This is a genomic window from Bradyrhizobium sp. AZCC 1610, from assembly GCF_036924515.1.
In the GTDB taxonomy this organism is placed as follows: domain Bacteria; phylum Pseudomonadota; class Alphaproteobacteria; order Rhizobiales; family Xanthobacteraceae; genus Bradyrhizobium.
Window position 1 is genome coordinate 7524947 of sequence record NZ_JAZHRR010000001.1, and the last position, 14798, is coordinate 7539744.

Annotated in this window: 15 protein-coding genes; 10 read left to right on the forward strand and 5 right to left on the reverse strand. The window is 62.4% G+C overall.

The annotated features are described in order from the left end of the window. Positions 1 to 2 precede the first annotated feature (2 nt). The 4 genes from V1279_RS36830 to V1279_RS36845 are packed head-to-tail and all read left to right on the forward strand — an operon-like array spanning position 3 to position 2125. Positions 3 to 476, forward strand: a complete 474-nt coding sequence (locus tag V1279_RS36830) for a chemotaxis protein CheW (protein ID WP_334445817.1) — start codon at positions 3 to 5, stop codon at positions 474 to 476. A 28-nt stretch (positions 477 to 504) separates the two neighbouring features. Further along, complete coding sequence (locus V1279_RS36835) at positions 505 to 894, forward strand: response regulator (protein ID WP_334445819.1); 390 nt, start codon at positions 505 to 507, stop codon at positions 892 to 894. 31 nt (positions 895 to 925) lie between these two features. Next, on the forward strand, positions 926 to 1798 hold the full coding sequence (locus V1279_RS36840) for a CheR family methyltransferase (protein ID WP_334445821.1): 873 nt from the start codon (positions 926 to 928) through the stop codon (positions 1796 to 1798). A gap of 3 nt (positions 1799 to 1801) precedes the next feature. Then, positions 1802 to 2125: a PilZ domain-containing protein gene (locus V1279_RS36845; RefSeq protein WP_334445823.1), complete on the forward strand. Its 324-nt coding sequence runs from the start codon at positions 1802 to 1804 to the stop codon at positions 2123 to 2125. Positions 2126 to 2243: 118 nt separating this feature from the next. On the opposite strand, the gene V1279_RS36850 is transcribed toward V1279_RS36845, so the two are convergent. Together V1279_RS36850 and V1279_RS36855 are read right to left on the reverse strand one after the other, a co-directional pair. Then, positions 2244 to 2741 (reverse strand): PAS-domain containing protein, encoded by a 498-nt coding sequence (locus V1279_RS36850; protein WP_334445824.1) that lies wholly within the window; start codon positions 2739 to 2741, stop codon positions 2244 to 2246. Between the two features lie 153 nt (positions 2742 to 2894). Beyond that, entirely contained in the window at positions 2895 to 3185 is a 291-nt protein-coding gene (locus V1279_RS36855) for a hypothetical protein (protein WP_334445826.1), read from the reverse strand. A 142-nt stretch (positions 3186 to 3327) separates the two neighbouring features. On the opposite strand from V1279_RS36855, the gene V1279_RS36860 reads away from it, so the two are divergent. Further along, on the forward strand, positions 3328 to 3969 hold the full coding sequence (locus V1279_RS36860; protein ID WP_334445827.1) for a response regulator transcription factor: 642 nt from the start codon (positions 3328 to 3330) through the stop codon (positions 3967 to 3969). Positions 3970 to 4029: 60 nt separating this feature from the next. Here V1279_RS36860 and V1279_RS36865 read toward each other — a convergent pair whose 3' ends face one another. The 3 genes from V1279_RS36865 to V1279_RS36875 form a co-directional block, all read right to left on the reverse strand. Next, positions 4030 to 7536, reverse strand: coding sequence for a PAS domain S-box protein (locus V1279_RS36865; protein WP_334445829.1), 3507 nt, complete (start codon positions 7534 to 7536; stop codon positions 4030 to 4032). Positions 7537 to 7602: 66 nt separating this feature from the next. Further along, on the reverse strand, positions 7603 to 8034 hold the full coding sequence (locus V1279_RS36870) for a response regulator (protein ID WP_334445830.1): 432 nt from the start codon (positions 8032 to 8034) through the stop codon (positions 7603 to 7605). Positions 8035 to 8258: 224 nt separating this feature from the next. Continuing rightward, positions 8259 to 8975, reverse strand: a complete 717-nt coding sequence (locus V1279_RS36875; RefSeq protein ID WP_334445832.1) for a GntR family transcriptional regulator — start codon at positions 8973 to 8975, stop codon at positions 8259 to 8261. Between the two features lie 141 nt (positions 8976 to 9116). On the opposite strand from V1279_RS36875, the gene V1279_RS36880 reads away from it, so the two are divergent. The 5 genes from V1279_RS36880 to V1279_RS36900 all read left to right on the forward strand — a co-directional run bounded on the left by V1279_RS36880 (position 9117) and on the right by V1279_RS36900 (position 14749). After that, positions 9117 to 10091: an ABC transporter substrate-binding protein gene (locus V1279_RS36880; RefSeq protein WP_334446746.1), complete on the forward strand. Its 975-nt coding sequence runs from the start codon at positions 9117 to 9119 to the stop codon at positions 10089 to 10091. Between the two features lie 5 nt (positions 10092 to 10096). Next, complete coding sequence (locus tag V1279_RS36885) at positions 10097 to 10861, forward strand: ABC transporter ATP-binding protein (RefSeq protein ID WP_334445833.1); 765 nt, start codon at positions 10097 to 10099, stop codon at positions 10859 to 10861. Between the two features lie 12 nt (positions 10862 to 10873). Further along, the gene (locus V1279_RS36890) at positions 10874 to 11737 is read left to right on the forward strand and encodes an ABC transporter permease (RefSeq protein WP_334445835.1); all 864 of its coding nucleotides are present in this window, start codon (positions 10874 to 10876) and stop codon (positions 11735 to 11737) included. Next, positions 11734 to 13470: an L-arabinonate dehydratase gene (gene araD / locus V1279_RS36895; RefSeq protein ID WP_334445836.1), complete on the forward strand. Its 1737-nt coding sequence runs from the start codon at positions 11734 to 11736 to the stop codon at positions 13468 to 13470. The genes V1279_RS36890 and araD overlap by 4 nt, the downstream gene beginning before the upstream one ends. Before the next feature lie 187 nt (positions 13471 to 13657). Next, positions 13658 to 14749 carry an SMP-30/gluconolactonase/LRE family protein gene (locus V1279_RS36900; RefSeq protein ID WP_334445838.1) on the forward strand — a complete coding sequence of 364 codons (1092 nt, stop codon included), beginning with the start codon at positions 13658 to 13660 and terminating at the stop codon, positions 14747 to 14749. Positions 14750 to 14798 lie beyond the last annotated feature (49 nt).

The following is a 14798-nucleotide window of genomic DNA, read 5'->3' on the forward strand; positions in this document are numbered from 1 at the left end:
ACATGACAACCAAGACCGAGACCATCGAGGGCACCGTGGCCGAATACGTCACCGCCGTGATCGGCGGGCAATTGTTCGGCCTGCCGATCTCGCGGGTGCAGGACGTGTTCATGCCGGAACGGCTGACGCGGGTGCCGTTGTCGTCGGCCGAGATCGCCGGCGTGCTCAATCTGCGCGGCCGCATCGTCACCGTGGTCGACATGCGCGCCCGGTTGGGTTTGCCCAAGAACGACGACGGCAAGCCGCCGATGGCGGTCGGCGTCGATCTGCGCGGCGAGTCCTACGGCCTGCTGATCGACCAGATCGGCGAGGTCTTGAAACTCCACGATAACGGCCGCGAGGAAAACCCCGTCAACCTCGATCCCCGCATGGCCAGGCTCGCCGGCGGCGTCCACCGTCTCGACGGCCAGCTCATGGTCGTACTCGACATCGATCGCGTTCTCGAAATCGTGCCGAAAACAACCCTCGCAGCGTAGCGCCGCCCGTCAAGCAAGGAGGCCTCAAATGAAAACCTGTCTTGTGGTCGATGACTCGAGCGTCATCCGAAAGATCGCACGCCGCATCCTGGAAGAATTGGACTTCCAGATCGTCGAGGCCGAGGACGGCGAGCAGGCGCTTGCGTCCTGCAAGGAGGCCATGCCTGACGCGGTTCTGCTCGACTGGAACATGCCTGTCATGGACGGCTACGAATTCCTCGGCAATCTGCGCCGCATGCCTGGCGGTGACGCGCCCAAGGTGGTGTTCTGCACCACCGAAAACGGCATGGATCATATCTCGCGTGCGCTGCAGGCCGGCGCCAACGAATACATCATGAAGCCGTTCGACAAGGACATCGTCGCAGCAAAATTCCAGGAAGTCGGTCTGGTCGCGCTCACGGAACAGAGCCCGGTCTAAATCTTGTCCGCTTGCCCTTGAGAGGCCCCCCGTGACCCCGCCAGACTATGAGTATCTGCGTAAACTCCTGAAGGATCATTCCGGTCTCGACCTGTCCGCAGACAAGCAATATCTGATCGAAAGCCGCCTGCTTCCGCTATCGCGCAAATGCGGTGTGTCGGGCATCGGCGAACTCGTGCAGAAAATGAAGGGCGGGTCGTCTTCGATCATCGCCCAGGTGGTCGAAGCCATGACCACCAACGAAACCTTCTTCTTCCGTGACAAGGTGCCGTTCGAGCACTTTCGCGATACCATCATGCCGGAGATGTTGAAGGCGCGCGCCAGCCGAAGGAGCATCAGGATATGGTGCGCCGCCGGCTCGACCGGCCAGGAGCCGTATTCGCTTGCCATGTCGCTGAAGGAAATGGGCGCGGCGCTTGCCGGATGGCGTGTCGAAATCATCGCGACCGACCTGTCCACGGAAGTGCTCGAGAAATCGAAATCGGGCGTCTACAGCCAGTTCGAGGTCCAGCGTGGCCTTCCGATTCAATTGCTCGTCAAATATTTCAAGCAGAACGGCGAGCTCTGGCAGATCGGCCCGGAGCTGCGCGCCATGGTTCAGCACCGGCAACTGAATCTGTTGCACGATTTCTCCCAGCTTGGCACCTTTGACATCATCTTCTGCCGCAACGTCCTGATCTATTTCGATCAGGACACCAAGGTCAGTATCTTCGGCCGTCTCGCCAAGGCGATGGAAGGCGATGGCTTCCTGGTGCTGGGCGCGGCGGAAACGGTCGTCGGCCTGACTGATGTCTTCAAGCCGTTCCCGGACAGGCGCGGCCTCTATCGGCCGAGCGGGGTGCGTGCAGCATCTCCGCAGACCGCAACGTCGATGCTAAAAATCGCGGCGATGGCAGGACGGTGAGCGATGACAGAGGACGGCAAGAGCGCAGAGAGGGTCACGTTCAGTCGGGGATATGACGTCTGCATCATGGCGATCGACGGGACCTGGCGCAGGGACTGCCAGCTCAACGCAATCTCGGACACTGATGCCGAGCTGACCGTGGAAGGTTCCATTCAAGGCCTCAATCTCAAGGAGTTCTTCCTGTTGCTTTCCTCGACCGGCCTTGCCTATCGCCGGTGCGAGCTCGTTCGCGTCAACGGCACGGAAATGGACATTCGCTTCCTGAGAGGCAAGCAAGCCAAGAAGCGGCCGAGCGCCTCGTCAAAGGCCGAAGAGGCGATGCACTGAGGCCGATCGCACCGCGGGGCGATCAGGCCAACTCAACGGGCGCTGACGATGTTCTCGCGCGCGCCGGCAAGACCCGCCACCAGATGCCGGTAATGCGCGATCGGCTCCGGCCGGCCGATCAAATAGCCCTGAACCTGGCACGCAAACGAGGCATTGCCGGCCGCCAACTGGAGAGTGTTTGCGATGCGCTCGTTGAACGCCGCCCGGTTCGGCAGGCCGGTGAGCTGGTCGTGAAATGCCAGATGCGCGATCCTTGCTTCGTTTTGCGCGCGCTCGGTGATGTCCTCGTGGGTCGAAACCCAGCAGCCGTTTGCGTCGGCCGGTACGAAACGTTGACGATGCGGCCGTCGTCGAGTTGGGCGACGAGGTTGTCGGGACTGCGCGTCGTCATCGCCCTCAGCAGTTTCGAACCGTATTGCCCGAGGTCACGATAGGCCGTGCCCGCCGCCTTGCGCGCCTCGAGCATTTCGTCGAGCGTGCACCCGACGCGCAGGCGGTCGGGCGCCAATTTGTACATTTTGACGTAGCGATCGTTCCACAGCAGCAGGCGATCGTCCGGCCCGAACATGCAAAGGCCGTGGCTCATATTGTTGAGCGCCGCGTCGAGCTTCTCCATCGTCGTGGCGGCATCCGGGGTCGGCGATATGCCTGTGGCATGCCGGATGCCGGGCAGCGATCACTGCAGACGGTTGACCGCGCGAGAAAATCCGGGGGAAAATTTGCGGCGGAGGAACATCGTACGCTCCAGCGGGACGGCGCCGTGTCGGCCTTACGCCCCAATGACCGAAAGCGCCGGCGGGTTCGCGGCACAGGGATCGCTATCGCTGCAATCCGGCAGCGAGCGCAGGGCGATGCCAAGATTGACGTTGCAGGCTTGCAGCGCGGCGGCAGCCTTCATGTAGCGGGGAGATACGTCGTCGAGCACAATAACATTGGTGGAACTCTCGGGAACGAGCGAAGTTTTCGGCGAAGTTTCCCTTGCGATCGTCTGTTCGATCAGCCGCAGGCTCTTCTGGTCATGGGGCGCCTGTGCGACGCCGTCGCCTGCTGCATTCTGCATGGGTGCACTCCTTAGTTACTTTTTTCTGCGTGCGTTGCTACTTGTGCGTTAAGCTGTGGTCCCGTACAAATACGGTCCGGTATGAAGTTCGATACCGTTATCCGAGTGTGCGTCACATTCAACCACGCATGGACGATGGAACATGACTGAAAAGGCCCCCTCCCGTGGGGAGATTTTCGTAGTCGATGACGACCCTGCCGTTCGCGACACGCTTTCGATAGTGCTGTCGGCAGGCGGCTATCAGGTCATCTGTTTCGCCGACGGCGCCGCTTTGCTGGCGATTGCACGAACGCGGACGCCAGCCTGCATCCTGCTCGATGTGCATATCCCCGGTAAGTCCGGTCTCGATATTCTGAAAGAGCTGCATGGTGAGGACTACCCTGCGCCGATCTTCATGATCTCGGGGCAGGGCGATATCGCCATGGCGGTCAGCGCCATCAAGAACGGCGCGCTGGACTTCATCGAAAAGCCGTTTCGCGGCAGTGAAATCGTAGCAAGACTCGATGAAGCGATCGAGGCTTACGCGCGCCGGCAGGCGCAAAATGCGCCATCGCGCATCGGGAGCCTGCATTTTCCGGGACGCGAACCGCTCACGCGGCGCGAACGCGAGGTGCTGGAACAGTTCACCGCCGGCGCGTCCAACAAGGAAGCCGGACGGCATCTCGGGATCAGCCCGCGCACGATCGAGGATCACCGCGCCAATATCATGAAGAAGCTCGGCGCACGGAATGCGGCTGACCTGGTCCGGATCGTGATGACCACACAGCGTCAGGGCCAGATCTGATTATAGGTCCGATCGCAGGCCTGATCGGAAGGCAAGCCGGATGCCTCGCCGCGGCGGCGATCAATCGGCGAGCGCTTTGCGGATCATGATCGCCATATCCGATTTCCGATAGGGCTTGGCGAGCAGCAATACGCCTTCGTCGAGCCGGCCGTGATGAATGATGGCATTCTCGGTATAGCCGGAGGTGAACAGTACCCTTGAGCCGGACCTGACCTTCAAGATCTCGTCGGCGAGCTGGCGGCCGTTCATGCCGGGCATGATTACGTCGGTGAACAGCAGGTCGAACGAGTGGCCGGTATGGACGAGCGCGAGAGCCTCGGTCGCGTTCGCCGCATCCAGGGTGACGTAACCGAGTGAATGCAGTTGCGCCAGCACATAGTTGCGCACCAGCGCGTCGTCTTCCACGACCAGAATTGTTTCATGGCCGCCTTCGACGGCCGGCGTCAGCGCCGGCTCGGCCGCCGGCAAGGCATCCGTGGCCGGCGGCAGATACATCTTGATCGTCGTGCCATGGCCCTCCTCGCTGTAGATCATGATGTGCCCGGCCGATTGCTTGATAAAGCCGTAGACCATGCTCAGCCCCAGGCCGGTGCCCTTGCCGGGGCCCTTCGAGGTGAAGAACGGATTGAATACCTTGTCGAGCATCGCGGCCGGGATGCCGGTTCCGGTATCGCTCACCGCGATCATGGCGTAGCGGCCGGGCCGGACGTCGCTGTGCATCCTCGCATAATTTTCATCGAGAATGACGAAGCCGGTCTCGATGATCAGCTTGCCGCCGTCCGGCATGGCGTCGCGGGCGTTGAGGGCCAGATTGAGAATCGCGGTGGCGAGTTGATTAGGATCGACGATCGCCGGACAGGTTTCGTCTTCGAACACGGATTCGATTTCGACATGCTCGCCGAGCGTCCGCTGCAGCAGTTTCGCGGTGTCGATGATCAGCGTGTTGACGTCGGTTACCTTTGGTTCGAGCGGCTGCTTGCGCGCGAAAGCGAGCAGGTGCTGGGTGAGGTCGGCGCCGCGCGACGCGGCCTCGTCGATCATTCGCGTGATGGCGGCAAGCTGCGGTTCGCCCTTGACGGCATCGGCCAGAATTTCGATGGTTCCCGTGATCACGGTCAGGATATTGTTGAAGTCGTGCGCGATGCCGCCGGTGAGCTGGCCCATCGCCTCCATCTTCTCGGCCTGCCGGATCCTGTCCTCGGCCGCGATCCGATCGGTGAGGTCGCGGGCGAATCCGTTGAACAAGAAGCCCCCACGCGTGCGCAGCGCGGCGATGCTCAGCTCAACCGTGATTTCCTTTCCGTCCCGCCGCCTGACCTGGAGTTCGCGGCGGGGCTGACGGACTACCTCGTCGCCGGAAAGCAGGAAGGATTGCAGGGCTTTCTTGAGAGGTCCTTGCCCGTCCGGTTGGCCCATCAGATCGAACACACTCCTGCCGAGCGCTTCATCGCGCGGCCAGCCGAAGATATTTTCGGCCTGCGCATTCCAGTCCCGGATAACGCCCTTCTCGTCGACCTGGACGAAGGCATCCAGCGCGGTGTCGATGATGCCGCGCGCGAGCTGCTCGCTTTCGCGCAACGTCTCCTGCGCCAGCCGGCTCTCGGTCATGTCGCGGCCGACGAAGAAGAAGCGCCTGGCCGGCTCGGACCATGTTCCGAGCCATGACAGCCACACCTCCCGCCCGCTCTTGTGAATGCAGCGCGTATCGGACATCTTCGGACGCAGCCCGCGCCGTGCCGCGCGCATTTCCTGGCGCGAGGTCTCGAGATGGTCGGGATGAATGAAGTCGACGCCGCTGCGGCCGATCATTTCCTCCGGCCGATAGCCCAATATGGCCTCGCAGCTCGGGCTGATCTGAACCAGGAACCCCCGTGAATCCATCACCATGATCAGATCCTGCGAGGTCTCGAAGATGCGGCGAAGCTCTTCGGTCTGCCGCCGCAGCACCTGCCTGGTCTTGTTGGCTTCGGTGATGTCGCGTGCGACCTTCGAGATGCCGATGGTCGCGCCCGAGGGGGACTTGATCGGGGAGATGCTGAGCGAGACTTCGATCCGCTGGCCACTTTTTCGCAGCCGCTCCGTTTCACTGTGCTCGATGCTTTCGCCCCAGCCGATCCGGCGCAGCGCGTCCTGCAGCTCCGGCAGTCGATCTTCGGGTACAAGCAGCGTGATGTTCTTGCCCGTGGCTTCCGCCGCGCTGTATCCGAACAGCCGCTCCGCCGCCGAGTTCCAGCCGGTGATGGTTCCATCGAGCGACGTCGTGATGATGGCTTCGTTGGAAGATTCGACCGCCGCGCTGAACAGCCGCTCCCGCTCGGCGTGATGATCGCGCGCCGCCTCGGTGCGGCGATGCTCCTGTACCTCCCGTTCGAGGGCGGCGGTCTTTGCATTCACTTCGCCGATTGCCTGCGCAAACGCGCGTGCGAGTACGCCGGTCTCGCCGCGTGCGTCGACCGGAATGGCGATCTTCTTGTTACCAGCCACCCCCTGCACGGCTTCGGTCAACTGCACGATCGGTCGGGTCAGCGACCTCGCGATCAGCAGGGCCAGCACCGCCGCGCACAACACGGCGATTCCGCCAACGAGAAGTGAAGTATTTCTGATGCTCGCGGCCGGCGCCATGATGACCGCGTTGGGGGCGGTTTCGATGACGCCAACCCATTCGACGCCCGCCAGGACAGCGGGTGCCAGCGCTATTCCGCCCGGCCGTGCGGCTCGATCCGGCACTATATCCGCGCTGTTTTGCGTTGCCCCGGCCTGCGAGGCCAGATGCGGGAAGTCGGCTTTCCAGTTGTTCGGCTTGCCGAGCAGCGCGCCGAACTCGCGCGACCGATCCGGGTGAATGAGATAGTCGCCCTGCTTGTTGACGACGTAGATGGTCTCGCCAGGCAACACCGATGACCGGACACGGTCGAACGCGCGCCGCATGTCAACGTTAATCATGAAAATGCCGAACAGCTTGCCGTCGTGTGCGAATATTGGCGTCGCGATGCGAAGCGTCGGCCTGTGCACCTCCTCGATCAGTCCGTTGCGGCGACCGAGATCGAGCGGCGAGACATAGATTTGTCCGGGGCCTAGCCGGATCGTTTCCGGGAAGTAGCTGCGATTGTTTCTCTTCAGCAATCCCTCTTCAGGCACGATCCGAACCGTGTCGTTCGGTCCCGCGCGATCGACGCGGACAAGCTCACGGCCATCGTCGTCAATGCCGATGATCCGAAGCATCGCATAGGCAGGCTTGGCTTCGAGTTCGGCCGCGAAACGTGAAGCCAGCCGGTCGCGCCACGTCTTTTCGGAGACGCCATCGAGCGGATCCAGCCCTCCCGATCTGCGGGCGCGGATCAATCCGTGCAGCGCCGCTGCGGAACGAAAGCTCGCGACATCTCCGTTAGCGCTGGCCGCGTAGTATTCGAGGTCGGTCGCGAGCTGTCGCGAATGAGTCTCGATGCGGTCGCGGGCCCGCAGCAGAAGCGCCTGTTCCAGGTTGCGATAGTTCAGCCATCCGACCGCGGAAACCGCGATCGCGACCAGCGCAATCATCGCGATGGCAAGCCTGGTTGTGAGCGTCATGTTCGTGTTCGCCCGCCCTCTCGCTCTGCCCGGCGAGCCGCCGGACAAATCGGATGCTATGGCGCATTACGGGGAGGAAGCAACACCGCCGGTGGCGCGCGGAGGCAAGTCCCGCTTGGCGGCTTCCAGGCAGCCCATGACGGCTGCCAGAAGGTCGGCGGGCCGGAACGGTTTCTGCAGGCTGGAGATCGCTCCGAGCTTGGTTGCCATGGTCAGGAAGTCAGGGGCGGTGTCTGGTTCCGAAGAGATCGGCCGGCCGGAGATCACGATGATCGGAATCTGCGGCCGCTGCTGGCGAACCATCCGCATGGTTTCAAATCCATCCATTCCCGGCATGAAGATGTCGAGGAACAACAGATCGAAATCTCCGGTCTGACACAATGCCAGGCCCTTTCGCCCGTCATCGGCAGTGACCACGCTATGGCCGGCGCGCTCCAGCAACAGGCGGACGGTCATCTGGACCGCCACATCGTCATCCACGACAAGTATTCTTGCCAAAGTAAAAAGTTCTCCGGGCCCGCTGGAATCAAGTCAATGGCAGGTTGAGAGTTATGCCGAAACCTTGTGTAGCCGCAACTGCTTCCCCGGCGGGAACGTCCCGGCTGGACGGTCAAAAGCCCGCACAAAACGCCGTCATGCGTATGTTGCCGGGCAGACAAAGACGGAACAGCTTGCGCAAGCGAGCGTGATTCGACTTGGCGTACGAAGCGAGGTCGCCGGGATCAATTGCTGAGATATTCCGGATAGCGCGATCGAATCCGGGCGAGTTCGCTGAGTGTGCCCGACAGATGGGTGCGCAGGAGCTTCTGCGCCTCGTCGGGCTCCCCGGCATCGATCGCCTTCGCGATCAGCTTGTGATGCCGCACGATATCCTGCGCCTTGCCGGGCGAGGGCAGATGCATCCGGCGCAGCCGGTCGATATGCCCGCTGCGGCTGCGCACCAGCGCCCAGATGTCCTGCTTGTCGGCAGCCGTATAGAGTTGGCTGTGGAACTCGTTATCGGCTGCCATGAATTTTTCGAAGTCGCCGGCCCTTGCATATTGCTGCTGGCGGGCAATCGTCGCGTGAAGTTCGGCGACGAGCGTTTCGTCGTGCTGGATCGCGAGCCCACGCACGATTTCGAGTTCGACCGCCTGCCGCAGGAAATGCGCCTGCTGCGCCAGCCGCACGTCGACCCGGCTGACCACGGTTGCATATTGCGGGAAGACGTCGACGAGGCCTTCCTCCTCGAGCCGCATCAGCGCATCGCGGATCGGCGTTGAACTGACCCCGAACTGTCCGGCGAGCGCGGCGCGCGATAGCGGCGATCCTGGCGGCAGCTCCAGCGAGATGATCATGCCGCGCAGGCGCTCGAACACCTGCGGCGCGGCCTGGCGGTCGCGATCGAGCCGGTCGGCGGAGCGCGGGGCTGCGCGGCGGGAGACTTGCAGGGGAGCCATCGGGCGACCGGCCGTTTTCAGAAGGGGCTTGCTTCAGATGCACTAATACATTAGTGCATCTCCCCGCAAGCGTCAACGAGACGCCGGAGGAGATGCACAATGAAAAACAGGAAGTGGAGCGCCTGCGCGGGCGCCGTTGCGATGCTGATGCTGCTGCCGGGCTCTCAGGCATCGGCCCAGCAGAAGTCGGAGATCACGCTGTCGCGGCAGCCGGGCATTTTCTACATGCCCTCGCATATCATGGAAAAGAACAAGCTGATTGAGAAGCACGCGGCTTCCCTCGGCGTATCAGGCGTCACCACCAAATGGGTGAACTTGAGCGGCGGCGGCGCGCAGACCGATGCATTGCTGGCCGGCAGCGTCGACATCCTCAATACCGGAACCGGCAATCTCCTGCTGCTGTGGGATCGCACCCGCGGCGGCGTCAAGGGCATCGTCGCCACCTCGGCGCAACCGATGACGCTGATCAGCCGCGATCCGAATATCAAGTCGATCAAGGATTTCGGCCCGAACGACAAGATCGCGGTGCCCACCGTCAAGGTCTCGACGCAGGCGATCGTGCTGCAGATCGCGGCGGCCGAAGCCTTCGGCGCCGACCAGTGGTCCAAGCTCGATCCCAACACCGTGCAGCTCGGCCATCCCGACGCCTACGTGGCGTTGACCAACACGCAGCACGAGGTGCGCAACCATTTTTCGATCCCGCCGTTCACGTTCCTCGAACTGAAGAACGTTTCCGGTGCGCATGTGGTGCTGTCGTCGCCCGACGTGATGGGCGGCCCGCTCAGCCAGGCGCAGTTCTTCACCACAACCAAATTCGCCGACGCCAATCCGAAGATCGTGCAGGCGGTGCGCGACGCCACCAAGGAGGCGCAGGACCTGATCCGCAGCGACACCAAGGCTGCGGTGGAGATCTACAAGGAAGTCACCGGCGACAAGACCAGCGTCGAGGATCTGCTGGCATGGCTCAAGGAGCCCGGCATGATGGAATGGAACCTGCAGCCGCAGGGCACCATGAAATTCGCCGCCCATCTGTTCAAGGTCGGCACGCTGAAGACCATGCCAAAAGCCTTCACCGATTACTACCTGCCGGTCGCGCACGACCTGAAGGGTAACTGATCGACATGGCCGCGCTTCTCGATGTCAGTGACGTAACGCTGCGCTACAAGACTTCGAGCGCGGTCGTGACCGCAACCGAGCGGGTCAGTTTCACGGTCGATCGTTCCGATCGCTTCGTGCTGCTCGGCCCCTCCGGTTGCGGCAAGTCGACGCTGTTGAAGGCCGTCGGCGGCTACATGAAGCCGAGCGAGGGCAAGATGCGGATCTCGGGCCGCGAAATATCCGAGCCCGGCGCCGACCGGATGATGATCTTCCAGGAGTTCGACCAGTTGTTGCCGTGGAAGACGGTGCTGGAAAACGTGATGTTTCCGCTGCTGATGACGCGGCGCCTGCCGCGCAAGGACGCGGAGATGCGGGCGCGCGCCTATATCGAGAAAGTCAGCCTCACCCGTGTCGTCGATGCCTATCCGCACACGCTGTCCGGCGGCATGAAGCAGCGCGTGGCGATCGCACGCGGCATGGCGATGGAGCCGGATATCCTGCTTATGGATGAGCCGTTCGCCGCCCTTGATGCGCTGACGCGACGCACCTGCCAGGACGAGCTGCTGCAGCTCTGGGCGGAAACCAAATTCACCGTGCTGTTCGTCACCCATTCGATCGCGGAAGCGATCAAGATCGGCAACCGCATCCTACTGCTGTCGCCGCATCCCGGCCGGGTCAAGGCCGAGGTCGTCGATGTCGACAAGGTCTCCGGCGAGGACGGCAGCGCCGCGCGGCTGGAGAAGCAGATCCACGATCTCTTGTTCGCCGACGTCGTGACGGCACACTGAGGGGAGCGCGCGATGGGCGAAGCAAAAATCCTGCTGCGCGATGCCGCAGATTTGGCGGCGGTGGTTCCGGCGGAAGTCGAGCGCAAGCTGACGGTGCTGGAGCTGTTGTGGAACGATGGCTTCGTCCGCAAATCCGCGATCATCATCTTCCTTGCCGCCGCGTGGGAAGTCTACGGCACCATCCTCGACAATCCGCTGCTGTTCCCGACCTTTCACGACACGATTCTGACGATGTTCGACCGGGTGCGCGACGGAACCATTCCCTTGCGCGCCTGGGCGTCGCTAAAAGTGCTGTTCATGGGCTATGCCGCCGGCATCATCCTCGCGGCTATCTTCACCATTCTCGCGATCTCGACCCGGATCGGCACGGATTTTCTCGAAACCATCACGGCGATGTTCAATCCCTTGCCGGCGATCGCGCTACTGCCGCTGGCGCTGATCTGGTTCGGTCTCGGCAATGGCAGTCTTGTTTTCGTGCTGATACATTCGGTGCTGTGGCCGGTCGCGCTCAATACCCATTCCGGATTCAAGAGCGTGTCGAATACGCTGCGGATGGTCGGCCGCAATTACGGCCTGCGCGGCCTGCCTTACGTCGCGCGCATTCTGATCCCGGCGGCGTTCGGCTCGATCCTGACCGGCCTGAAGATCGGCTGGGCATTTGCCTGGCGTACGCTGATCGCCGCCGAGCTGGTGTTCGGCGTGTCGTCGGGGCAGGGCGGCCTCGGCTGGTTTATTTTCGAAAACCGCAACCTGCTCGATATACCTGCCGTGTTCGCCGGCCTGTTGACGGTGATCGTCATTGGCCTGATCGTGGAGAACTTGATCTTCCGCACGATCGAGCGCAACACCGTCCAGAAATGGGGCACGCAGTCATGAGCAAAAACAGGAACCCCGCCGACCTCCGCAGCGCGCGCTGGTTCGCGCCCGACGATCTGCGCGCCTTCGGCCATCGCTCGCGCGCGATGCAGATGGGCTACGCGCCGGAGGAGTGGAAGGGTCGGCCTGTGATCGCGATCCTCAACACCTGGTCGGATGCGCAGCCCTGCCACATGCATTTCAAAAGCCGCGTCGACGACGTCAAGCGTGGCATCCTGATGGCGGGCGGCTTTCCGATGGAGTTGCCGGCGCTGTCGCTGTCGGAATCGTTCCTGAAGCCGACCACCATGCTCTATCGCAACATGCTGGCGATGGATGCCGAGGAATTGCTGCGGGGCCACCCGGTCGACGGCGTCGTGCTGATGGGCGGCTGCGACAAGACCACGCCGGGCCTGCTGCTCGGGGCCACGAGCATGAACCTGCCGACGATCTATCTGCCGGCCGGGCCGATGCTGCGCGGCAACTGGAAGGGCAAGACGCTGGGTTCCGGCTCCGATGCCTGGAAATACTGGGACGAGCGGCGCGCCGGCAAAATCTCCGACAAGGACTGGGTCGACGTGGAAGCGGGCATCGCCCGCAGCTACGGCACCTGCATGACCATGGGCACGGCGTCCACCATGACGGCGATTGCGGAATCGATCGGCATGACCTTGCCGGGCGCGTCCTCGATTCCCGCCGCCGATGCCGGTCATATCCGCATGGCGTCGGAATGCGGCCGAAGGATTGTGGAGATGGTATGGGAGGACCTGACGCCGGACAAGATCCAGACCCGAAAAGCCTTCGAGAACGCGATCACGGTGGCGATGGCGATGGGCTGCTCGACCAACGCGATCATCCATCTGATCGCGCAGGCCCGCCGCGCCGGGCAAGACATCGGGCTCGACGATTTCGAAAAGGCCAGCCGCAAGGTGCCCGTGATCGCCAATGTGCGGCCGAGCGGCGACAAATATCTGATGGAGGATTTCTTCTACGCCGGCGGCCTGCCGGGCCTGATGAGCCGCATCAGGGAGCATCTGCATCTCGACGTCTTGACGGTGACCGGCCAGACGCTCGGCGACAACATCGCGCGCGCCGAAGTCTATAATGACGACGTCATTCGCACGGTGAAGGATCCGATCTATGCCGAAGGCGCGCTTGCCGTGCTCAAGGGCAATCTCGCGCCCGACGGCTGCGTGATCAAGCCGAGCGCCTGCGAGCCGCGTTTCCTCAATCATACCGGGCCGGCGCTGGTGTTCGACGATTATCCCTCGATGAAAACGGCGATCGACGATCCCAACCTCGACGTCACCCCCGATCATGTGCTGATCCTGCGCAACGCCGGACCGCAAGGCGGGCCGGGCATGCCGGAATGGGGAATGCTGCCGATTCCCACAAAACTGGTGAAACAGGGCGTGCGCGACATGGTGCGGCTGTCGGATGCGCGCATGAGCGGCACCAGCTACGGCGCGTGCATCCTGCACGTCTCTCCGGAATCCTATGTCGGTGGCCCGCTGGCCTTGGTGCGAACCGGCGACAAGATCACGCTTGATGTCAACGCACGCACCATCAACCTCGATGTCCCTGAGGCCGAACTGGCAAAGCGCCGCGCCGAATGGAAGGCGCCGGGGCCGCGCTACGAGCGCGGCTATGGCTGGATGTTCACCAAGCACATCAAGCAAGCCAATGAAGGCTGCGACTTCGATTTTCTGGAGACCGGATTTGGGGCGCCGGTGGAGGAGCCTTCGATTTATTAGCCGTCATTCCGGGGGCGCGAGAAGCGTGAGCCCGGAATTCACAACCACTCAGGACGTCATTGCGAGCGAAGCGAAGCAATCCATCTCACGGCACAAAGAAAGATGGATTGCTTCGTCGCTTTGCTCCTCGCAATGACGTGGATAGAGCCGAGACCAAGCAAAAGCATCACTGGGGAAGGACCAACCAATGACCATATCTCGACGCAACCTGCTCGCTGGGGCAGGTGCTGCCGCTGCTTCCACGCTTCTCGCCCGCAGCGCGGCTGCGCAATCATTCCCGTTCATGCCGAACCAGCGCTATCCCGATCCGGCCGTGCAGATTCTCGATCCGAGTTTTGCAAAGTACCGGATCTACTCCTCGACTGTCGAACAGGTCGCAACCGGTATGCGGTGGACCGAAGGGCCGGCGTACTTCCCCGAAGGCGGCTATCTCTTGTTCTCCGACATCCCCAACAACCGCATCATGAAGTTCGACGAGAAGACCAACCAGATCAGCGTCTTCCGCGCCAATGCCAACTATGCCAACGGCAATGCGCGCGACCGTCAGGGCCGGCTCGTCACCTGCGAGCATTCGGTCACCCGCCGCGTCACCCGCACCGAGAAGGACGGCAAGATCACGGTGCTGGCCGACAAGTTCGAGGGCAAGCGGCTGAACGCGCCGAACGACATCGTGGTGAAGTCCGACGACACCATCTGGTTCACCGATCCCTTGTTCGGCATCAATGGCGAATGGGAAGGCAAGAAGGAAAAGCCCGAGCAGGCCACCACCAACGTCTATCGCCTGACCAAGGACGGCAAGCTCACCGCCATCATTACCGATATCGTCAATCCCAACGGGCTCGCGTTCTCGCCGGACGAGAAGAAACTCTATGTCGTGGAATGGAAGGGCGCGCCCAACCGCAGCATCTGGAGTTTTGACGTCAACGCCGACGGCACGCTCGGCGGCAAGACCAAGCTGATCGACGCCGCGGATCAGGGCGCGCTGGACGGCTTCAGGGTCGACCGCGACGGCAATCTGTGGTGCGGCTGGGGCTCCAACGGCGCGCTGCAAGGTGAGCCGACGGATGTCGGTGGCCGCAGAGTGTTCCAGCTTAAGGGCAAGCCGGAAGATCTCGACGGCGTGATGGTGTTCAGCCCCGCCGGCAAGCCGCTCGCCCATATCCGCCTGCCGGAGCGCTGCGCCAATCTCACCTTCGGCGGCCCGAAGAACAACCGCCTCTATATGACAAGCTGCCACTCGGTCTACGCGCTCTATGTGGAGTCGCATGGGGCGGTTTGAGTAACACCGTCATTCCGGGCCTGGTGCTGACGCATCATCCCGGAATGAC